Consider the following 13,201-nt stretch of genomic DNA (forward strand, 5'->3'; position numbering starts at 1 on the left):
CAATCCCCGGATCCCGGCCTCAATAGAACATCGCCACCGGAGCCGGCGTAGCGGCCTCGGCCTTGTCGACCACGCCCGGGATTGGCTGGGACCGTGGGAACTGGCGGCGCAAGGTGTTCACGCCGTCCTGCGGCCGCGCCAGCTCGACCAGGTCGGCGCGGTCGCGGCGGCGTTCGTCGGTGGAGATGTCCATGCGCTTGTCGCGCTCGTCGACCAGTTCCGGCCGCACTTCGCCATCGCGGCTGAACGACCAGGCCAGCATCGCCGGGCCCAGCGGCATCCTGTCGCCGGGCTGCACGCCGTCTCGCGTGTGCCAGGTATGCCAGGTCTTGCCATAGCTGTTCATCTTGGAGCGCATCAGCTCCTTCTCCGCTGCCTCGGGCAGGTTGGGCGCGACCAGCTGGCCGGACAGGATCTCGCCGTTGTGCGGATGCCAGTAGCCGCGTTCGTCCTCCGGCAGCGACTCGTAAAGCGTCTCGGAGATGATGTACTCGATGCCGGTGAGGTTGGCCTCGGCCCCGTTGCCGTCGAACAGCGTGCACTGGGCGAAGTCCTCGTTGACCTGGCGGCAGAAGTGGTGCGCCTCCATCTGCTGCAACGGATGGTCCTTCATCGGATGGAAGCCGACCACGTACATGTCCATCTTTCCCAGCGGCCCATTGCCCTGCAGCAGGGCGGCGCCGGCCTCCAGGGCACTGGTACGGGCGGATTCGTCCGCGCCGGGCGGCGTTACCGCCGGATCGACGCGGTCGCCGCCGGTGCAGGCGGCAAGGGCGAGGGCCAGCAGGGGCAATGCGGCGCGGGTCCGGTGCATGGCGGGGGTCCTCCATCGGGGAGGCCGGGATAGCACGCAGGTGATCGTCATGCGGTGAAGCGCCGGCCTGGCACGCCGCGCAGGCACCGGATCGCGGGAAGCACGCACTCCCGCCGTGCGGTCGGGAAGCAACGTCGACGTCAACGGACAGGCGCGAGGCATTGACGCCATGCTTCCCCGCGCGGGGCTACGGTCGGGCTTCCCCATCGCAGGAGGCCGCCATGGCCAGGTCCAATCCCACCACCCCCGACGCGCCCGAGGACGAGGTCTGCCTGGGCGAGGACGGCGTGCCGCTGCAACAGCAGGGGCCTGAACTGAAGGACCCGCGTTCGGTCGCGGCGATCGACAACATCGGCGTGGACGACCAGGCCGACCTGCTCGACGTGGCGCTGGACGAGGAGCCCGGCGACCGCGATGCCTATGGCCGCTCGTTCGCCGACGACGTGCGCAGCGACGCGCCGCATGGCATCCGCGACAGTGGCGAAGACTGAACCGCAGGCGGGCGCGGACGACGGCGGATTCACGCTGCTGCGTCTGCAATGCGGGCTCCTTCCCAAGCGGACATGCCCATGAACGATGCTTCCACGCCCGTGACCGTCGCCGCCGTCGACCTGCAGCGTTACCTCGGCACCTGGTACGAGATCGCGCGCCTGCCGATGCGCCACGAGCCGGCGGACTACACCGACATCACCGCGACCTATTCGCTCAACCCGGGCGGCAGCGTGCGGGTGCTCAACCGCGCGCGCGACGGCGAGGGCGAGCCGCAGGAGTCCGAGGGCGAGGCCACCGTGGTCGAGGGCAGCGGCAACGCAAAGCTGGAAGTGAGCTTCATGCCCGACGGGCTGAAGTGGATTCCGTTCACCAAGGGCGACTACTGGATCCTGCGCCTGGACCCGGACTACCGCACCGCCCTGGTCGGTTCGCCGGACCACAAGTACCTGTGGCTGCTGGCGCGCGAGCCAGTGTTGCCGGCGCCGGTGCAGCAGGATTTCCTGGACACGGCGCGGGCGCAGGGCTACGAACTGCAGGACCTGATCCTCACCCCGCACACGGGCAATCCGGTGCGTTGAGCAGTCCGGCCGGCCACCCTGTCCTGGGCGAGGGCAGGGGGCCGGCCCGTCCCGGGCCTGGAAGGCGCATGCCGTCGTCCCGGTGTGCGCCTCGTGCAAAGGAAGCACCCTGCTCCCGCCGGGAACCTGGATGGCCTGTCGCCGCCTCCCCGGTGCGCTTGGCTTACCCGGCCACGGTGGCGGTGGCGGGTTTTGTTGCAGCGGTGACTACCCGTGCATGCCGCGCCGGGGCCGATAGAATCGGCGCTTCCACGCCAACAACACCCCACGCCATGACCGGTCCGGATGTCTTCCTGCGCGGCAGCATCGTCGCGCTCGTCACGCCCATGCACGACGACGGCAGCGTCGACTACGACGCGCTGCGCAAACTCGTGGACTGGCACGTGGCCGAAGGCACCGACTGCATCGGCGTGGTCGGCACCACCGGCGAGTCGCCCACGGTCAGCGTCGAGGAGCATTGCGAGATCATCCGCGTCGCGGTCGAGCAGGCGGCCGGGCGGGTGCCGGTAATGGCCGGCTGCGGCGGCAATTCCACCGCCGAAGCGATCGCCCTCGCCGAATACGCGCGCAAGGTCGGGGCGCACAGCCAGTTGCAGGTGGTGCCGTACTACAACAAGCCCGGCCAGGAAGGGCAGTACCGCCACTTCCGCGCCATTGCCGAGGCCACCGGCGACCTGCCGGTGGTGCTGTACAACGTGCCCGGCCGCACCGGCGCCGACCTGCAGCACGACACCGTACTGCGCCTGGCCCAGGTACCGGGGATCGCCGGCATCAAGGAAGCCACCGGCAACATCGAGCGCGCCCAGTGGCTGGTGCGCGAGGCGCCCCACGGGGTCGCAGTGTTCTCCGGCGACGACGCCACCGCGGTGGCACTGATGCTGTGCGGCGGCCATGGCAATGTCAGCGTGACCGCCAACGTCGCCCCGCGGCTGATGCGCGAACTGTGCGCCGCGGCGCTGGCGAAGGACGTGGAGGCAGCCATGCGCATCCAGCTGCGCCTGCTGCCGCTGCACCGCCAGCTGTTCTGCGAGGCCAATCCGATCCCGGTGAAGTGGGCGCTCAAGCGCCTGGGCCGCATCGGTGGCCACTTGCGCCTGCCGCTGACCGAGCTGGAGCCCGCCAACCAGGCAAAGGTCGAGGCCGCGTTACGCGAGGCCGGCCTGCTCGAAGGCTGACGGGCTTCGCCGCACACTCACGCCGCGTGCCGGACACTCCCCCGGTCTGGCGGGAGGGACCATGGGCGCGGGAACCGGCGGGGTACGCATCGGCTGCGCCGGCTGGTCCATCCCCGGGCGCCACGCAGCGCTGTTCGGCGCGGGCGACAGCGCACTGGCGCGTTATGCCACGCGCTTCGACGTGGTCGAGGTCAATTCCTCGTTCTACCGCCCGCACCAGCACGCCCCCTGGCGGCGCTGGGCCGCCGCGGTGCCGCGCGGCTTCCGCTTCTCGGTGAAACTGCCGCAGGAGATCTCGCACGAACTGGGGCTGCGCGGCGCCGGCCCGGCGCTGGACCGCTTCCTGGAGCAGGTCGATGGCCTGGGCCGGAAGCTTGGCGGCTTCCTGTTGCAGTTGCCGCCCGGACTGGAACTGGACGCGCGTAGCGCATCGGCGTTCTTCGCCATGTTCCGCCGCCGCAGCGACGTGCCGCTGGCGTGCGAGCCCCGCCATCCCGGCTGGTTCACGCCACGCGCGGAGGACCTGCTGCGGCGGTACGACGTGGCCCGGGTGGCGGCCGATCCGCCGCGGGTGCCCGGCGGCGACGCGCCTGCGGCCGCGCCGCGCTGGCGCTATTGGCGCTGGCATGGCTCGCCCCGGATCTACTACAGCGACTACGCAGAGCCGGCCTTGCGCGAACTGGCCACACAGGTGCGCGCGGCGACGGGCAGGGGGCAGCGCTGGGTGGTGTTCGACAACACCGCGCACGGCTTCGCGATCCCCGACGCGGCGCGGCTGCAGGAGTTGCTGCATGGGGACGTGCCGAAGCAGGCCCGCGGTTGACCTGCACAGGGAGGCCACCCCGGACTCGACGGCGGCATCGCTTCCGGTCCTGCGCATCGGCCATCCCAATCCCTGGTTCGCCTTGCTGGCCGAAGTGCGACGGCGCTCCATGGCGGACGCGCCATGCCGGTGGGTTCTCGCAGGTGGTCATCATCGGCAGCACGGACGCCTGGCCCGGAGCGTGGGCAGGGTGCAGGGCCAGGCGCCTGCCTGCCCGGGACCTGCAGGCGCTGTCCGGGCAAGGGCGGGCTGGCAGTGCGGGTGGCGTCAGGGGCTCGCGATCCGGCGCTGGTCCCAGCGGATCTGCAGCGGCTGTTCGTCGCGCCAGGCACCGATATGGATGTGCGGGCTGCGCGAATAGCCATTGTTGCCGACCCGGGCCAACTGTTGCCCGGCGCGCACGGCTTCGCCCTCGCGCACCACCGGGTCCTGGATATGGCCCAGCACCACCTGGGTGCCGTCCGCGGCATCCAGCAGGATCATCGAAGCCGGCGGCTTGCCGGCGATGCCCGGCTCGTTGGTGACCGGGTTGAGCGAGATCCTGCGCACCGTGCAATCGCAGGGCGAGAGCACCGGCTGGTTCCAGCCGTACCAGTCGGCGTTGCTGTAGCCGTCGTTGCGGTACAGGCGGGTGAAGGCGCGGCCATCGCTCTCGACGAACTCCTGGACCAGGCAGTCCTGGCCAAGGTCGTCGCCCAGGTAGCCGAGGTCGCCCGCGGCGTGCTCGGTGCAGGTGTAGCGCGTGGCGTACAGGGGGTGGGCGAGGAACTGCGGCGGCGGCTCGGGATCGGTCCGCGAGGACCGGGCCGACGCGGCCGGCACGACCACCAGGCCCAGCAGGGCCAGCGCCCACTTCGACTGCAGGATGTTCCGGAACTCCATGCACCCTCCCCGTGCGCGTCGATGCCGGGCGAGCTTAGCAAGCCGCAAGGCGCGCCGAACGTGGCCGGGTTCGCATGGGCGTTCACTGCCTGCCGACCCCACTGGCCCTAGCTTCGCGCGGAGGAGGATCCCGCCACGACCACGGAGCGATGATGCCCCGCCGCAAGCCACGCGTGCTCAAGCTGGCCACCTACAACGTCAACGGCATCGGCCCGCGCCTGCCGCACCTGCTGGCCTGGCTGGAGCGCGAGCAGCCGGACGTGGTGGCGTTGCAGGAGTTGAAGGCGCGCGACGAGGCGTTCCCGGCGGCGGAGCTGGAAGCGGCTGGCTACTGCGCCATCTGGCATGGCGAGCACCGCTGGAACGGCGTGGCGCTGCTCGGGCGCGGGGCCAGGCCGGTGGAAAGCCGCCGCGGGCTGCCGGGCGACCGCGACGACCACCAGAGCCGCTACATCGAGGCGGCGGTGCATGGCATGGTGGTGGGCGCGCTGTACCTGCCCAACGGCAACCCGCAGCCGGGCCCGAAGTTCGACTACAAGCTCAAGTGGATGGCACGCCTGGCGCGGCACGCCGCGACCCTGGTCGAACTGCCGCATCCGGTGGCGCTGCTCGGCGACTTCAACGTGATCCCCAGCGACGAGGACGTGTACGACCCGAAGTCGTGGAAGCGCGACGCGCTGATCCAGCCGGAGGTACGCCAGGCCTACGCGAAGCTGCTGGCCCAGGGCTGGACCGACGCCCTGCGCCAGGTGCACGGCCAGGCGCGGATCTACACGTTCTGGGACTACTTCCGCCAGCACTTCGAACGCGACCGCGGCCTGCGCATCGACCACCTGCTGCTCAATCCGGTGCTGGCGGCCGGGCTGGAGGATGCCGGGGTGGACCGCTGGGTGCGGGCGCTGGAGAAGCCCAGCGACCATGCCCCGACCTGGGTAACGGTGAAGCTGCCGCGGTAGGGGCAGGCGAAGCGCCACGCGCCGCTGCATCGCCAAGCTCCGGGCAACGGGACCCCGGGCGCGTGGAGGCCGCCATCACCCGCCGCCGGCGATGCTGTGCGCATGCCAATTCCTTCCCCCCGCGCCTGGCTGCAGGCCCATCGCACCGGCCTGCGCCGGGCCGGCTGGACCTTGCTGGGCCTGTACCTGCTGTACCTGTTCGCCGCCAACCTGTTCCTCAACAGCGCCATTGGCGAGCGCGTGGCCAACCGCAAGCCCGACCGCTACCACGCGCGCTGGGACTGGGCGCTGAGCGCCTACCCGGGGCATATCCACGCCAGCGGGGTGGTGATGGGCGGGCATGCGCGCACCAACCGCTGGGCGGTCGCCGCGACCCGCGCCGACGGCCGCATCCGGGTGCTGCCGCTGCTGGGGCGCACGGTGTCCTTCGGCACCATCCGCGCGCACGACGTTTCCGTGCATGTGTCCAGGGTCGCCGAGGACAAGCTGCCATCGAAGCGCGGGGGCCGTGGCTGGACCCTGGATTTCCCGGCCATCACCACGCCCAGCCTGCTGCGCCTGGATTTCTACCAGGCGCGGGTCAGCGGCCGCGGTGACGCCCGCTTCGTGTTCACCAAGCAGCTGCAGGGCGGACCGATGGCGGTGGGCGCATCCACCCTGCGCATGCCCGAAGCCACCCTGTCGGTGGCCGGGGTGGAACTGCTGCGCGGGGGCAGGCTGGAGTTCGGCCTGGCGATCCCGGCGCATATCAGGGAACGGGCGCAGGGCCGGGAGAAGTTCGGGATCCTGGACGCGTACCTGCGCGCCGAGGGTGCCGCGCCGGCGATCGACCTGTCCGCGCGCCATGGCGAGGCGCTGCCGCTGGACGCGCCCGGGCAGGCCGGTCACCTGCGCGCGGACCTGGCGCTCAGCCGCGGCGTGTTGCGACCCGGCAGCCGCCTGGACTGGTCGGCGCCGGTGCACGCGCTGGATGCGGAAGGGCGGCCGGTGCGGTACCCGCTGGGTGCGGCGCTGCGCACGCGCCGCGAGGCGATCGAGCTGGCGCTCCGCATGCCGCGCACCAGGCCCGGTGCACCCTGGCTGCAGGCCGACCTGCGGGTGGACGACCGCCGCCTGGGGCCCGACGACTGGCTGCGCCCGGTGCGTGCGCTCAACGGCCGCCTGCGCACGCACTGGCCGCAGCTGCCGCTGCGCTGGATCGACACCCTGCTGGACGACCTGGCCTGGCTGGAAGTGGACGGGCGCGGCGACCTGGACGCCGATATCGTGCTGGCCGACGGCCAGCCACGGCCCGGCAGCCGCATGGACCTGGACCGCCTGGGGCTGGCCGCGCGCGTCCTGGACAACCGCTTCGCGGGACAGGCGCAGGCGCGTGTCCGCGTGCTGGAGCAGGCCGGCGCCCCGCGCACCGAAGCCGACATCCGGCTGCGGCACTTCGCGCTTGGACCCGAGGCACGTCCGGGCCAGGTGGACCTGCGCGGGCGCGACCTGCGCCTGGAGCTGGTGTCGGCCGGCCCGTTGGCGGAATTCCAGCAGCACCTACGGGCGCGGCTGCGCTTCGAGGACGCGGAGGTGCCGGACCTGCGCAGCTACAACCGCTACCTGCCCGGTGCCAGTGCGCGCTTGCTGGGCGGCAGCGGCCTGGCCAGCGGCGACCTGCACCTGGACCGCGAGGGCGGCATGGTCGACGGCCACATGCGCCTGCGCGGGCGCGACGTGCGTTTGGCGCTCGGGCCTTCGCGGCTGTCGGGCAACGTGGAGCTGGACAGCCGCCTGCGCCGCTTGCAGGTGGGCGAACGCCGCTACGCGGTCGAAGCGCTGAGCGTGGGCCTGGACGGCGTGCGCCTGGAGCGGGAGCGTGGCGGCCAGGCGCCCTGGTGGGCGCGCATGCGCCTGGAACAGGGCGAACTGCACTGGCGCGAGCCGTTCGAGGTCAACGGCCGCGGCACGGTGGAAATGCGCGACGCCAGCGTGCTGGTGGGCCTGTTCGCCGAGCGCAAGGCGTTCCCGCGCTGGATCGGCAACCTGGTCGATTCCGGACGGGCCCAGGCCAGCGGGCGGTTGCGCATCCGCGACCAGGAACTGGTGTTCGACCATGTCCACGCCAGCAACGACCGCATCGGCCTGCAGGCGCGGCTGCGCATCGCCGGCGGCCAGCCCGACGGCGACCTCTACGCGCGCTGGGGCGTGCTGGGCATGGGCGTGGAACTGCAGCCGGGGCAGCGCAGGCTGCACCTGGCCGGGGCGCGCGAGTGGTACGAATCCAGGCCGGCGCTGCTGCCGGAGTAGCTCAGGCGCCGCCGAGCGCCTGCAGCTCGGACACCTGCTGCAGCCATACCTCCGGGTTGCAGGCCTGCAGCGCCTCGGCCGTGGCATAGCCCCAGGCCACCGCGCCGAAGGCCAGCCCGGCCTGGCGCGCGGCCTCGGCATCGGAGGCCTGGTCGCCGATGTAGATGGCACGCGCGGCGGGCACGCCGGTGCGGGCCAGCACCCGCCGCAGGCGCCGCGCCTTGCCGAACAGCGAGGCGCCGCATTCGACGTGGGCCAGCAGGTCCCAGCAGTCCTCGCCCAGGATGCGGCGGCTGTTCTGCGCCGAGTTGCTGGTGACCAGGGCCAGGCGCATGCCACGCGCATGCAGGGCGTGCAGGGCCTCGCGTGCGCCGTCGAAGCAGGCGATGGCATGGCCCTCGGCCTGCATCAGCCGGCGGAAATCCCGCGCCACCAGCGGCAGCCGCCATGCCGGCAGGCGGGTGTGGCGCATGACCTGGCGCGGGCTCATGCCGCGCAGGTGCTCGACCTCGTGCGCGGCGATCGGGGCGAAGCGGTGCCGCTGCGCCAGCCGGTTGTGGTTGGCCACGAAGAAACCGAAGGAGTCGGCCAGGGTGCCGTCGAGGTCGAACACCGCCAGGTCGTAGCGGCGGCAGGTACCGGTGGTTGCGGCGGTGATGGAAGGCATGCGGCGGGCGCGGGGGGCGGGAAGGACGCGATTCTGCCCGGTCCCGCCCGGCCCGTGCCCGTGCCGTCATTCACCCTCGATTTCCTGCAGCGCCACCTCGAAGCGGCGCGCGTAGCCCCGTTCCCCGCTGACCCGCGCCACCTCCGCGTAGGGCGTGTCGGGGGCGCCGTAGACCGCGCAGGCGACCTCGCCGTCCTGCCCGGTGCCCACCTGGCGCAGGCGGTAGCGGGACTGGCCACCGCCGCCGTCGGGCGGGTAGTGCATGGGCGGCTTGCCCGGGTCCAGGTCGATCTCGGTGTTGTCGACCACGCCGCCGACGAACAGGCCCCGGATCATGGTGCACCTCGCTGCTGTGGGGATGGCTGCAGGTTCCTCCCGGGCGCGTGCCCGGGCGGTCAACGCGCCTGCACGATCTTCCGGGCGAGCGCTTCAGTCCACGTCCACCACCCGGCCGCAGCGGTCGATCAGGAACCGCGCGCGCCGGCGGCCGTGGTAGAAGGTGGCGCGCCAGGTGCCGGCGTCCTCGCCGGTGCCGCGCTCGCACAGCACGGCGATCCTGCCCTGGTCCATCAGCCGGCGGAACTCGGGCACTTCCAGGCCGACCCGCGCCGCCACGCGGGCACCGTCGATCTCGAGGGCGGGAAGGTTGCCGCTGGCCATCGCATGCCTCCTGTGCCCTCCCAGCATCACAGGGCGGCGGGATGGCGTCCTTGATCCAGGTCATGCCGCCACGCGCGGACAAGCGGTGGCCCCCACTGGCGGCGGGGATAATGGCCGCCCGGCCCACCCAGGAGTTTCCCGAGTGCCAACCACGCCCCGCCTCGAGCAGCACGCCACCCGCGCGGCCTTCTTCATGCCCGGCTTCGCCATCGCCGCCTGGGCGCCGCTGGTGCCGTTCGCCAAGGCGCGCGCGGGGCTGGACGAGGCGATGCTGGGCATCGTCCTGCTGTGCCTGGGCGCGGGCTCGCTGGTGGCGATGCCGCTGGCCGGCGCCCTGGCCGCGCGCCAGGGGTGCCGCCGGGTGATGGTCGCGGCGATGCTGGCCGCCAGCCTGGCGCTGCCGGCCCTGGCGGTGGCCCCGGGCGCGGTCGGCCTCGGCCTGGCGCTGTTCGTGTTCGGCGCGGCCATCGGCGCGATGGACTGCACCATGAACCTGCAGGCGGTGGCGGTGGAGCGCGAGAGCGGGCGCGCGCTGATGTCGGGTTTCCACGCGTTCTACAGCATTGGCGGGTTCGCCGGCGCGGCCGCCATGACCGCGTTGCTGAGTGCCGGCGCCGCGCCCTTGCCGGCGTGCGTGGCGGCGGTGGCGGTGGTGCTGGTGCTGGTGGCCGCCGCCTGCCGCCACTGGCGCGCTGAACGGGTGGATTCGGACGTGCCGGCCTTCGCCTGGCCGCGCGGCAGCGTGCTGCTGATCGGCACGGTGTGCTTCGTGATGTTCCTGGCCGAGGGCGCGATGCTCGACTGGGGTGCGGTGTTCCTCGACCAGGCCAAGGACATGGATCCGGCGCGCGCGGGCGTGGGCTACGTGGCCTTCTCGCTGGCGATGACCGTGGCGCGCCTGAGCGGCGACCGCGTGGTCCAGGCGATCGGTCCGCTGCGCGCGGTGGTGGCCGGCGCACTGGTGGCGTTCGCGGGTTTCGCGCTGATCGTGCTGGCGCCGGGGGCGTGGCCGGCGCTGGGCGGGTTCGTGCTGGTGGGGATCGGCTGCGCCAACATCGTGCCGGTGATGTTCTCCGCCGCCGGGCGCCAGGCCGCGATGCCGGAAAGCCTGGCGGTGCCGGCGATCAGTACCCTCGGCTATGCCGGCGTGCTGGCCGGGCCGGCGCTGGTCGGCTTCGTCGCCCACGGCACCTCGCTGCAGTTCGCGTTCTGGTGCCTGGGTGCGGCGGTGCTGGGAGTGGCGGTGGCCACGCGCTGGTTGCGCGCCTAGCCGGCGGCGGCGTTGGCATCGCCGCCGCGCCGCTTCGTGCGCCAGGCCATGACCTGGCCGACGATGGCGGTGGCCAGCAGGCAACTGTTGGTGACGATGAACACGGTGTTGTCCAGCAGCACCGAGTAGACGATGAACAGGGCCGAGGCGGTGGCCTGGCCGACGAACAGCCAGGTCGACACGCCTTCGCCGCCGCTACGGGCCTGCTTGAGGATCTGCCGCGCGAGGGTGGCCAGCAGCACCGCCGATGCGGCCCAGCCGATCAGGTCCGGGTTCATGGCCGGCTCCGGCGGCGTCGGTGGCTGGACTGGCTGCAAGATGGGCGCGTCATCGTCTGCACGGGAATGGCCGGAGGCGGCCCAGCTTCGCGCGCGGAGGGTCAAACCGGGGTGAGGCTCCCGCCTTCAGGCATCATCGGCGGCGCGCGGACCCGGCAAGGCCGGGGAGATGCGGCCGGTTTCCACCCATTCGCGCAGCCGGCGCAGGGCCTGGCCGGCCAGCAGCAGGGGTGCCGGGTCGGCCTGGCGGCCCAGCAGTCCGGTGGGGAAGCCTTCGGCGTGGAACGCGACTTCCAGTGCCACTTCGATGCCCGGGCGACCGCGGGCGGGCAGGGCGGTGAGTTCGCTGGACAGCAGGAATCCGCCTTCGCCTTCGGCGTGGTGGCAGGCACGCGCCGCGTCGCGCGCATCCAGGCGCAGGTGCACCCGCGGCGACGGTCCCAGCGGCGTCCTGACCCGCCACAATCCGGCATCCCCGCCGGCCACGGGCTCGGCCGCGCCGTCGAGGATCCGTGCCTGCACGGCCGGATCGCACCAGGCATCGAGGATGCGCGTGGCGCCGGCCTGGAAGGTCAGGCTGCGGCGGATGCGGAGGCGGGGCTTGCCCGCGTGGGGCGCGGGTCCATTCACGGCCTGCCCCCGGCGATGGTGCATGCCGGGGGCAGGCAACGTGGTCGACAGGCGTGGCGATGGCTTTGCATTGATCCGTCGTTGGGGTGGGGCGCGCGGCCACGCTGTCCGGTCGCGGGGGGCCTGCGCGTGAATCGCCGCGGTGGCCGCGATGCAAAGCGTGCAATGGCGACCGCGGTCGCGGATCGGGTTCAGGAGGAGCCGACCCGCACCACGCGTTCCACCTCGTCCAGCCAGTACAGGTGCATGCCGCCGTCGCCGTCGTCGACCCGGAACAGGCCGTTGGTGCCCTCGTTGCCGTCCGGATCGAGGAACTGCTGGATCGCCGGGCGCTCGGGCAGGGTGCCGCGCAGGATGCTGCCGTCGCGCATGTGCACCTCCACCTCCAGCTCGCCGTCCAGCTCCAGCTGCAGGGCCTTGAGGCGTTCGATCGCCTGCGGGTCGGAATGCACGCGCGGTGCGATGGCTATGCTGTTCATGGCCGTCCTCCATCGGGGACTGCACACGCTAGCCGGAGGCAAGTGACCGCCGGATCATGGCCGCGCCTGCACGTGGCGTGGACCGCGCCGGCCGCAGTCTGGAGCGCCATCCTGCGGAGCACGCGGCCATGACCGATCCGACCCGGACCGCGCCCCCGCTGCCGGAGCCCGGCAGCGTCCTGCCCACACGCGGCCATGTTTCCACCCGTTCCCTGCCGCGCAACCCGCCCTCGCAGCGTTATCGCCCGCCGGCCAAGCTGGGCCTGGGCGGGGTGGCGTTCGGCAATGGCTTCGCCGCAGCCAGCGACGCGCAGTGCGAGGCGACCCTGGCCGCGGCCTGGGAGGCCGGCGTGCGCTACTTCGACACCTCGCCCTGGTATGGCCTGGGCCTGTCGGAACGGCGCTTCGGCCATGTCCTGCACCGGCATCCGGCGGAGGAATACGTGCTGTCCTCCAAGGTGGGCCGGCTGCTGACCGGCACCAGCGGCCCGCTGCAGGAGACCATGTGGGTGGAGCCGGCGCCGTTCCGCTACCGCTACGACTATTCGGCCGCCGGGACAAGGCGCTCGGTGGAGGACAGCCTCAACCGGATGGGCGTATCGCAGCTGGACGTGGTGTTCATCCACGACCTGTCGCCGGACAACGAGCAGGACCTGGGCATGCCCTGGGAGCGGCGCTTCACCGAGGCGGCCAAGGGTGCCATGCCCGAACTGACCCGGATGCGGGCGGAAGGCCTGATCAAGGCCGGGGGTTTCGGGGTCAACCGCCCCGAGCCGGCGCTGGCTGCGCTGGAGGAAGCCGATCCGGACATCTTCCTGCTGGCCTGCCAGTACTCGCTGCTGGACCACGCCCGGGCGCTGCACGAGACCTTCCCGAGGATCGCCGCGCGCGGCGCTTCGGTGGTGGTGGGTGCACCCCTGCTGGCCGGCTACCTGGCCGGGCGCGACCGCTATCTCTACGAAGGCGAGGTGCCGGACTGGGCACCCGGCAAGCGCGCGCGGGTGCAGGCGGCCTGCGATCGCCACGGGGTGGACCTGCGCACCGTGGCCCTGCAGTTCGCCGCGGCGCCGGACGTGGTGGCGGCGGTGATCCCGGGCGCGCGCACGCCGGAGCAGGTGCGGGCGAACGTGGCTTCGATGGCGGTGGACGTGCCGCCGACGCTGTGGGCGGAACTGAAGGACGAGGGCCTGGTCGAACGCGAGGCCCCG

The 13,201-nt window shown here is 72.5% G+C and carries 16 protein-coding genes; 8 read left to right on the forward strand and 8 right to left on the reverse strand.

Features of this window, described 5'->3' with window-relative positions:
* Window positions 1-19: 19 nt before the first annotated feature.
* Entirely contained in the window at window positions 20-814 is a 795-nt protein-coding gene (locus tag B351_RS0104580; protein ID WP_156810414.1) for an OBAP family protein, read from the reverse strand.
* Window positions 815-1,035: 221 nt separating this feature from the next.
* Between B351_RS0104580 and B351_RS0104585 the strand changes: the two genes are divergently transcribed.
* The 4 genes from B351_RS0104585 (at window position 1,036) to B351_RS0104600 (ending at window position 3,882) form a co-directional block, all read left to right on the forward strand.
* Window positions 1,036-1,305 (forward strand): hypothetical protein, encoded by a 270-nt coding sequence (locus B351_RS0104585; RefSeq protein WP_019397872.1) that lies wholly within the window; start codon window positions 1,036-1,038, stop codon window positions 1,303-1,305.
* A gap of 78 nt (window positions 1,306-1,383) precedes the next feature.
* Complete coding sequence (locus B351_RS0104590; protein ID WP_019397873.1) at window positions 1,384-1,884, forward strand: lipocalin family protein; 501 nt, start codon at window positions 1,384-1,386, stop codon at window positions 1,882-1,884.
* 272 nt (window positions 1,885-2,156) lie between these two features.
* Window positions 2,157-3,059, forward strand: a complete 903-nt coding sequence (gene dapA, locus B351_RS0104595) for a 4-hydroxy-tetrahydrodipicolinate synthase (protein WP_019397874.1) — start codon at window positions 2,157-2,159, stop codon at window positions 3,057-3,059.
* Between the two features lie 61 nt (window positions 3,060-3,120).
* Window positions 3,121-3,882, forward strand: a complete 762-nt coding sequence (locus B351_RS0104600; RefSeq protein ID WP_019397875.1) for a DUF72 domain-containing protein — start codon at window positions 3,121-3,123, stop codon at window positions 3,880-3,882.
* Between the two features lie 267 nt (window positions 3,883-4,149).
* On the opposite strand, the gene B351_RS16220 is transcribed toward B351_RS0104600, so the two are convergent.
* Window positions 4,150-4,764, reverse strand: coding sequence for a M23 family metallopeptidase (locus tag B351_RS16220; protein ID WP_019397876.1), 615 nt, complete (start codon window positions 4,762-4,764; stop codon window positions 4,150-4,152).
* Between the two features lie 152 nt (window positions 4,765-4,916).
* On the opposite strand from B351_RS16220, the gene xth reads away from it, so the two are divergent.
* Both xth and B351_RS0104615 read left to right on the forward strand, forming a co-directional pair.
* A complete protein-coding gene (xth, locus tag B351_RS0104610) occupies window positions 4,917-5,720 on the forward strand; it encodes an exodeoxyribonuclease III (protein WP_026010366.1) in 804 nt (267 codons plus the stop codon).
* Between the two features lie 102 nt (window positions 5,721-5,822).
* Entirely contained in the window at window positions 5,823-8,009 is a 2,187-nt protein-coding gene (locus B351_RS0104615; protein WP_019397878.1) for a hypothetical protein, read from the forward strand.
* Window position 8,010: 1 nt separating this feature from the next.
* Here B351_RS0104615 and B351_RS0104620 read toward each other — a convergent pair whose 3' ends face one another.
* The 3 genes from B351_RS0104620 to B351_RS0104630 all read right to left on the reverse strand — a co-directional run bounded on the left by B351_RS0104620 (window position 8,011) and on the right by B351_RS0104630 (window position 9,336).
* Window positions 8,011-8,676 carry an HAD hydrolase-like protein gene (locus B351_RS0104620; RefSeq protein ID WP_019397879.1) on the reverse strand — a complete coding sequence of 222 codons (666 nt, stop codon included), beginning with the start codon at window positions 8,674-8,676 and terminating at the stop codon, window positions 8,011-8,013.
* 66 nt (window positions 8,677-8,742) lie between these two features.
* Window positions 8,743-9,012, reverse strand: a complete 270-nt coding sequence (locus B351_RS0104625; protein ID WP_019397880.1) for a hypothetical protein — start codon at window positions 9,010-9,012, stop codon at window positions 8,743-8,745.
* 93 nt (window positions 9,013-9,105) lie between these two features.
* Window positions 9,106-9,336 (reverse strand): DUF6522 family protein, encoded by a 231-nt coding sequence (locus tag B351_RS0104630; RefSeq protein ID WP_019397881.1) that lies wholly within the window; start codon window positions 9,334-9,336, stop codon window positions 9,106-9,108.
* 193 nt (window positions 9,337-9,529) lie between these two features.
* Between B351_RS0104630 and B351_RS0104635 the strand changes: the two genes are divergently transcribed.
* Entirely contained in the window at window positions 9,530-10,606 is a 1,077-nt protein-coding gene (locus B351_RS0104635; RefSeq protein ID WP_050992137.1) for an MFS transporter, read from the forward strand.
* Here B351_RS0104635 and B351_RS0104640 read toward each other — a convergent pair.
* From B351_RS0104640 to B351_RS0104650, 3 genes are all read right to left on the reverse strand, one after another.
* On the reverse strand, window positions 10,603-10,884 hold the full coding sequence (locus B351_RS0104640; RefSeq protein WP_019397883.1) for a hypothetical protein: 282 nt from the start codon (window positions 10,882-10,884) through the stop codon (window positions 10,603-10,605). The two genes, B351_RS0104635 and B351_RS0104640, sit on opposite strands and share 4 nt — an antisense overlap.
* A gap of 126 nt (window positions 10,885-11,010) precedes the next feature.
* On the reverse strand, window positions 11,011-11,514 hold the full coding sequence (locus B351_RS0104645; protein WP_019397884.1) for a hypothetical protein: 504 nt from the start codon (window positions 11,512-11,514) through the stop codon (window positions 11,011-11,013).
* 191 nt (window positions 11,515-11,705) lie between these two features.
* Entirely contained in the window at window positions 11,706-11,993 is a 288-nt protein-coding gene (locus B351_RS0104650) for a DUF3247 family protein (RefSeq protein ID WP_019397885.1), read from the reverse strand.
* A 128-nt stretch (window positions 11,994-12,121) separates the two neighbouring features.
* On the opposite strand from B351_RS0104650, the gene B351_RS0104655 reads away from it, so the two are divergent.
* Window positions 12,122-13,201 (forward strand): aldo/keto reductase (locus tag B351_RS0104655; protein ID WP_019397886.1); only part of this gene is annotated, 1,080 nt, incomplete at its 3' end.

This window comes from Pseudoxanthomonas sp. GW2 (assembly GCF_000283075.1).
Lineage (GTDB): Bacteria > Pseudomonadota > Gammaproteobacteria > Xanthomonadales > Xanthomonadaceae > Pseudoxanthomonas.

Coding starts and splice junctions, on each gene's coding strand:
- B351_RS0104580 (WP_156810414.1), bottom strand. CDS start 814: ATGCACCGGACCCGCGCCGCATTGCCCCTGCTGGCCCTCGCCCTTGCC.
- B351_RS0104585 (WP_019397872.1), top strand. CDS start 1,036: ATGGCCAGGTCCAATCCCACCACCCCCGACGCGCCCGAGGACGAGGTC.
- B351_RS0104590 (WP_019397873.1), top strand. CDS start 1,384: ATGAACGATGCTTCCACGCCCGTGACCGTCGCCGCCGTCGACCTGCAG.
- dapA (WP_019397874.1), top strand. CDS start 2,157: ATGACCGGTCCGGATGTCTTCCTGCGCGGCAGCATCGTCGCGCTCGTC.
- B351_RS0104600 (WP_019397875.1), top strand. CDS start 3,121: ATGGGCGCGGGAACCGGCGGGGTACGCATCGGCTGCGCCGGCTGGTCC.
- B351_RS16220 (WP_019397876.1), bottom strand. CDS start 4,764: ATGGAGTTCCGGAACATCCTGCAGTCGAAGTGGGCGCTGGCCCTGCTG.
- xth (WP_026010366.1), top strand. CDS start 4,917: ATGCCCCGCCGCAAGCCACGCGTGCTCAAGCTGGCCACCTACAACGTC.
- B351_RS0104615 (WP_019397878.1), top strand. CDS start 5,823: ATGCCAATTCCTTCCCCCCGCGCCTGGCTGCAGGCCCATCGCACCGGC.
- B351_RS0104620 (WP_019397879.1), bottom strand. CDS start 8,676: ATGCCTTCCATCACCGCCGCAACCACCGGTACCTGCCGCCGCTACGAC.
- B351_RS0104625 (WP_019397880.1), bottom strand. CDS start 9,012: ATGATCCGGGGCCTGTTCGTCGGCGGCGTGGTCGACAACACCGAGATC.
- B351_RS0104630 (WP_019397881.1), bottom strand. CDS start 9,336: ATGGCCAGCGGCAACCTTCCCGCCCTCGAGATCGACGGTGCCCGCGTG.
- B351_RS0104635 (WP_050992137.1), top strand. CDS start 9,530: ATGCCCGGCTTCGCCATCGCCGCCTGGGCGCCGCTGGTGCCGTTCGCC.
- B351_RS0104640 (WP_019397883.1), bottom strand. CDS start 10,884: ATGAACCCGGACCTGATCGGCTGGGCCGCATCGGCGGTGCTGCTGGCC.
- B351_RS0104650 (WP_019397885.1), bottom strand. CDS start 11,993: ATGAACAGCATAGCCATCGCACCGCGCGTGCATTCCGACCCGCAGGCG.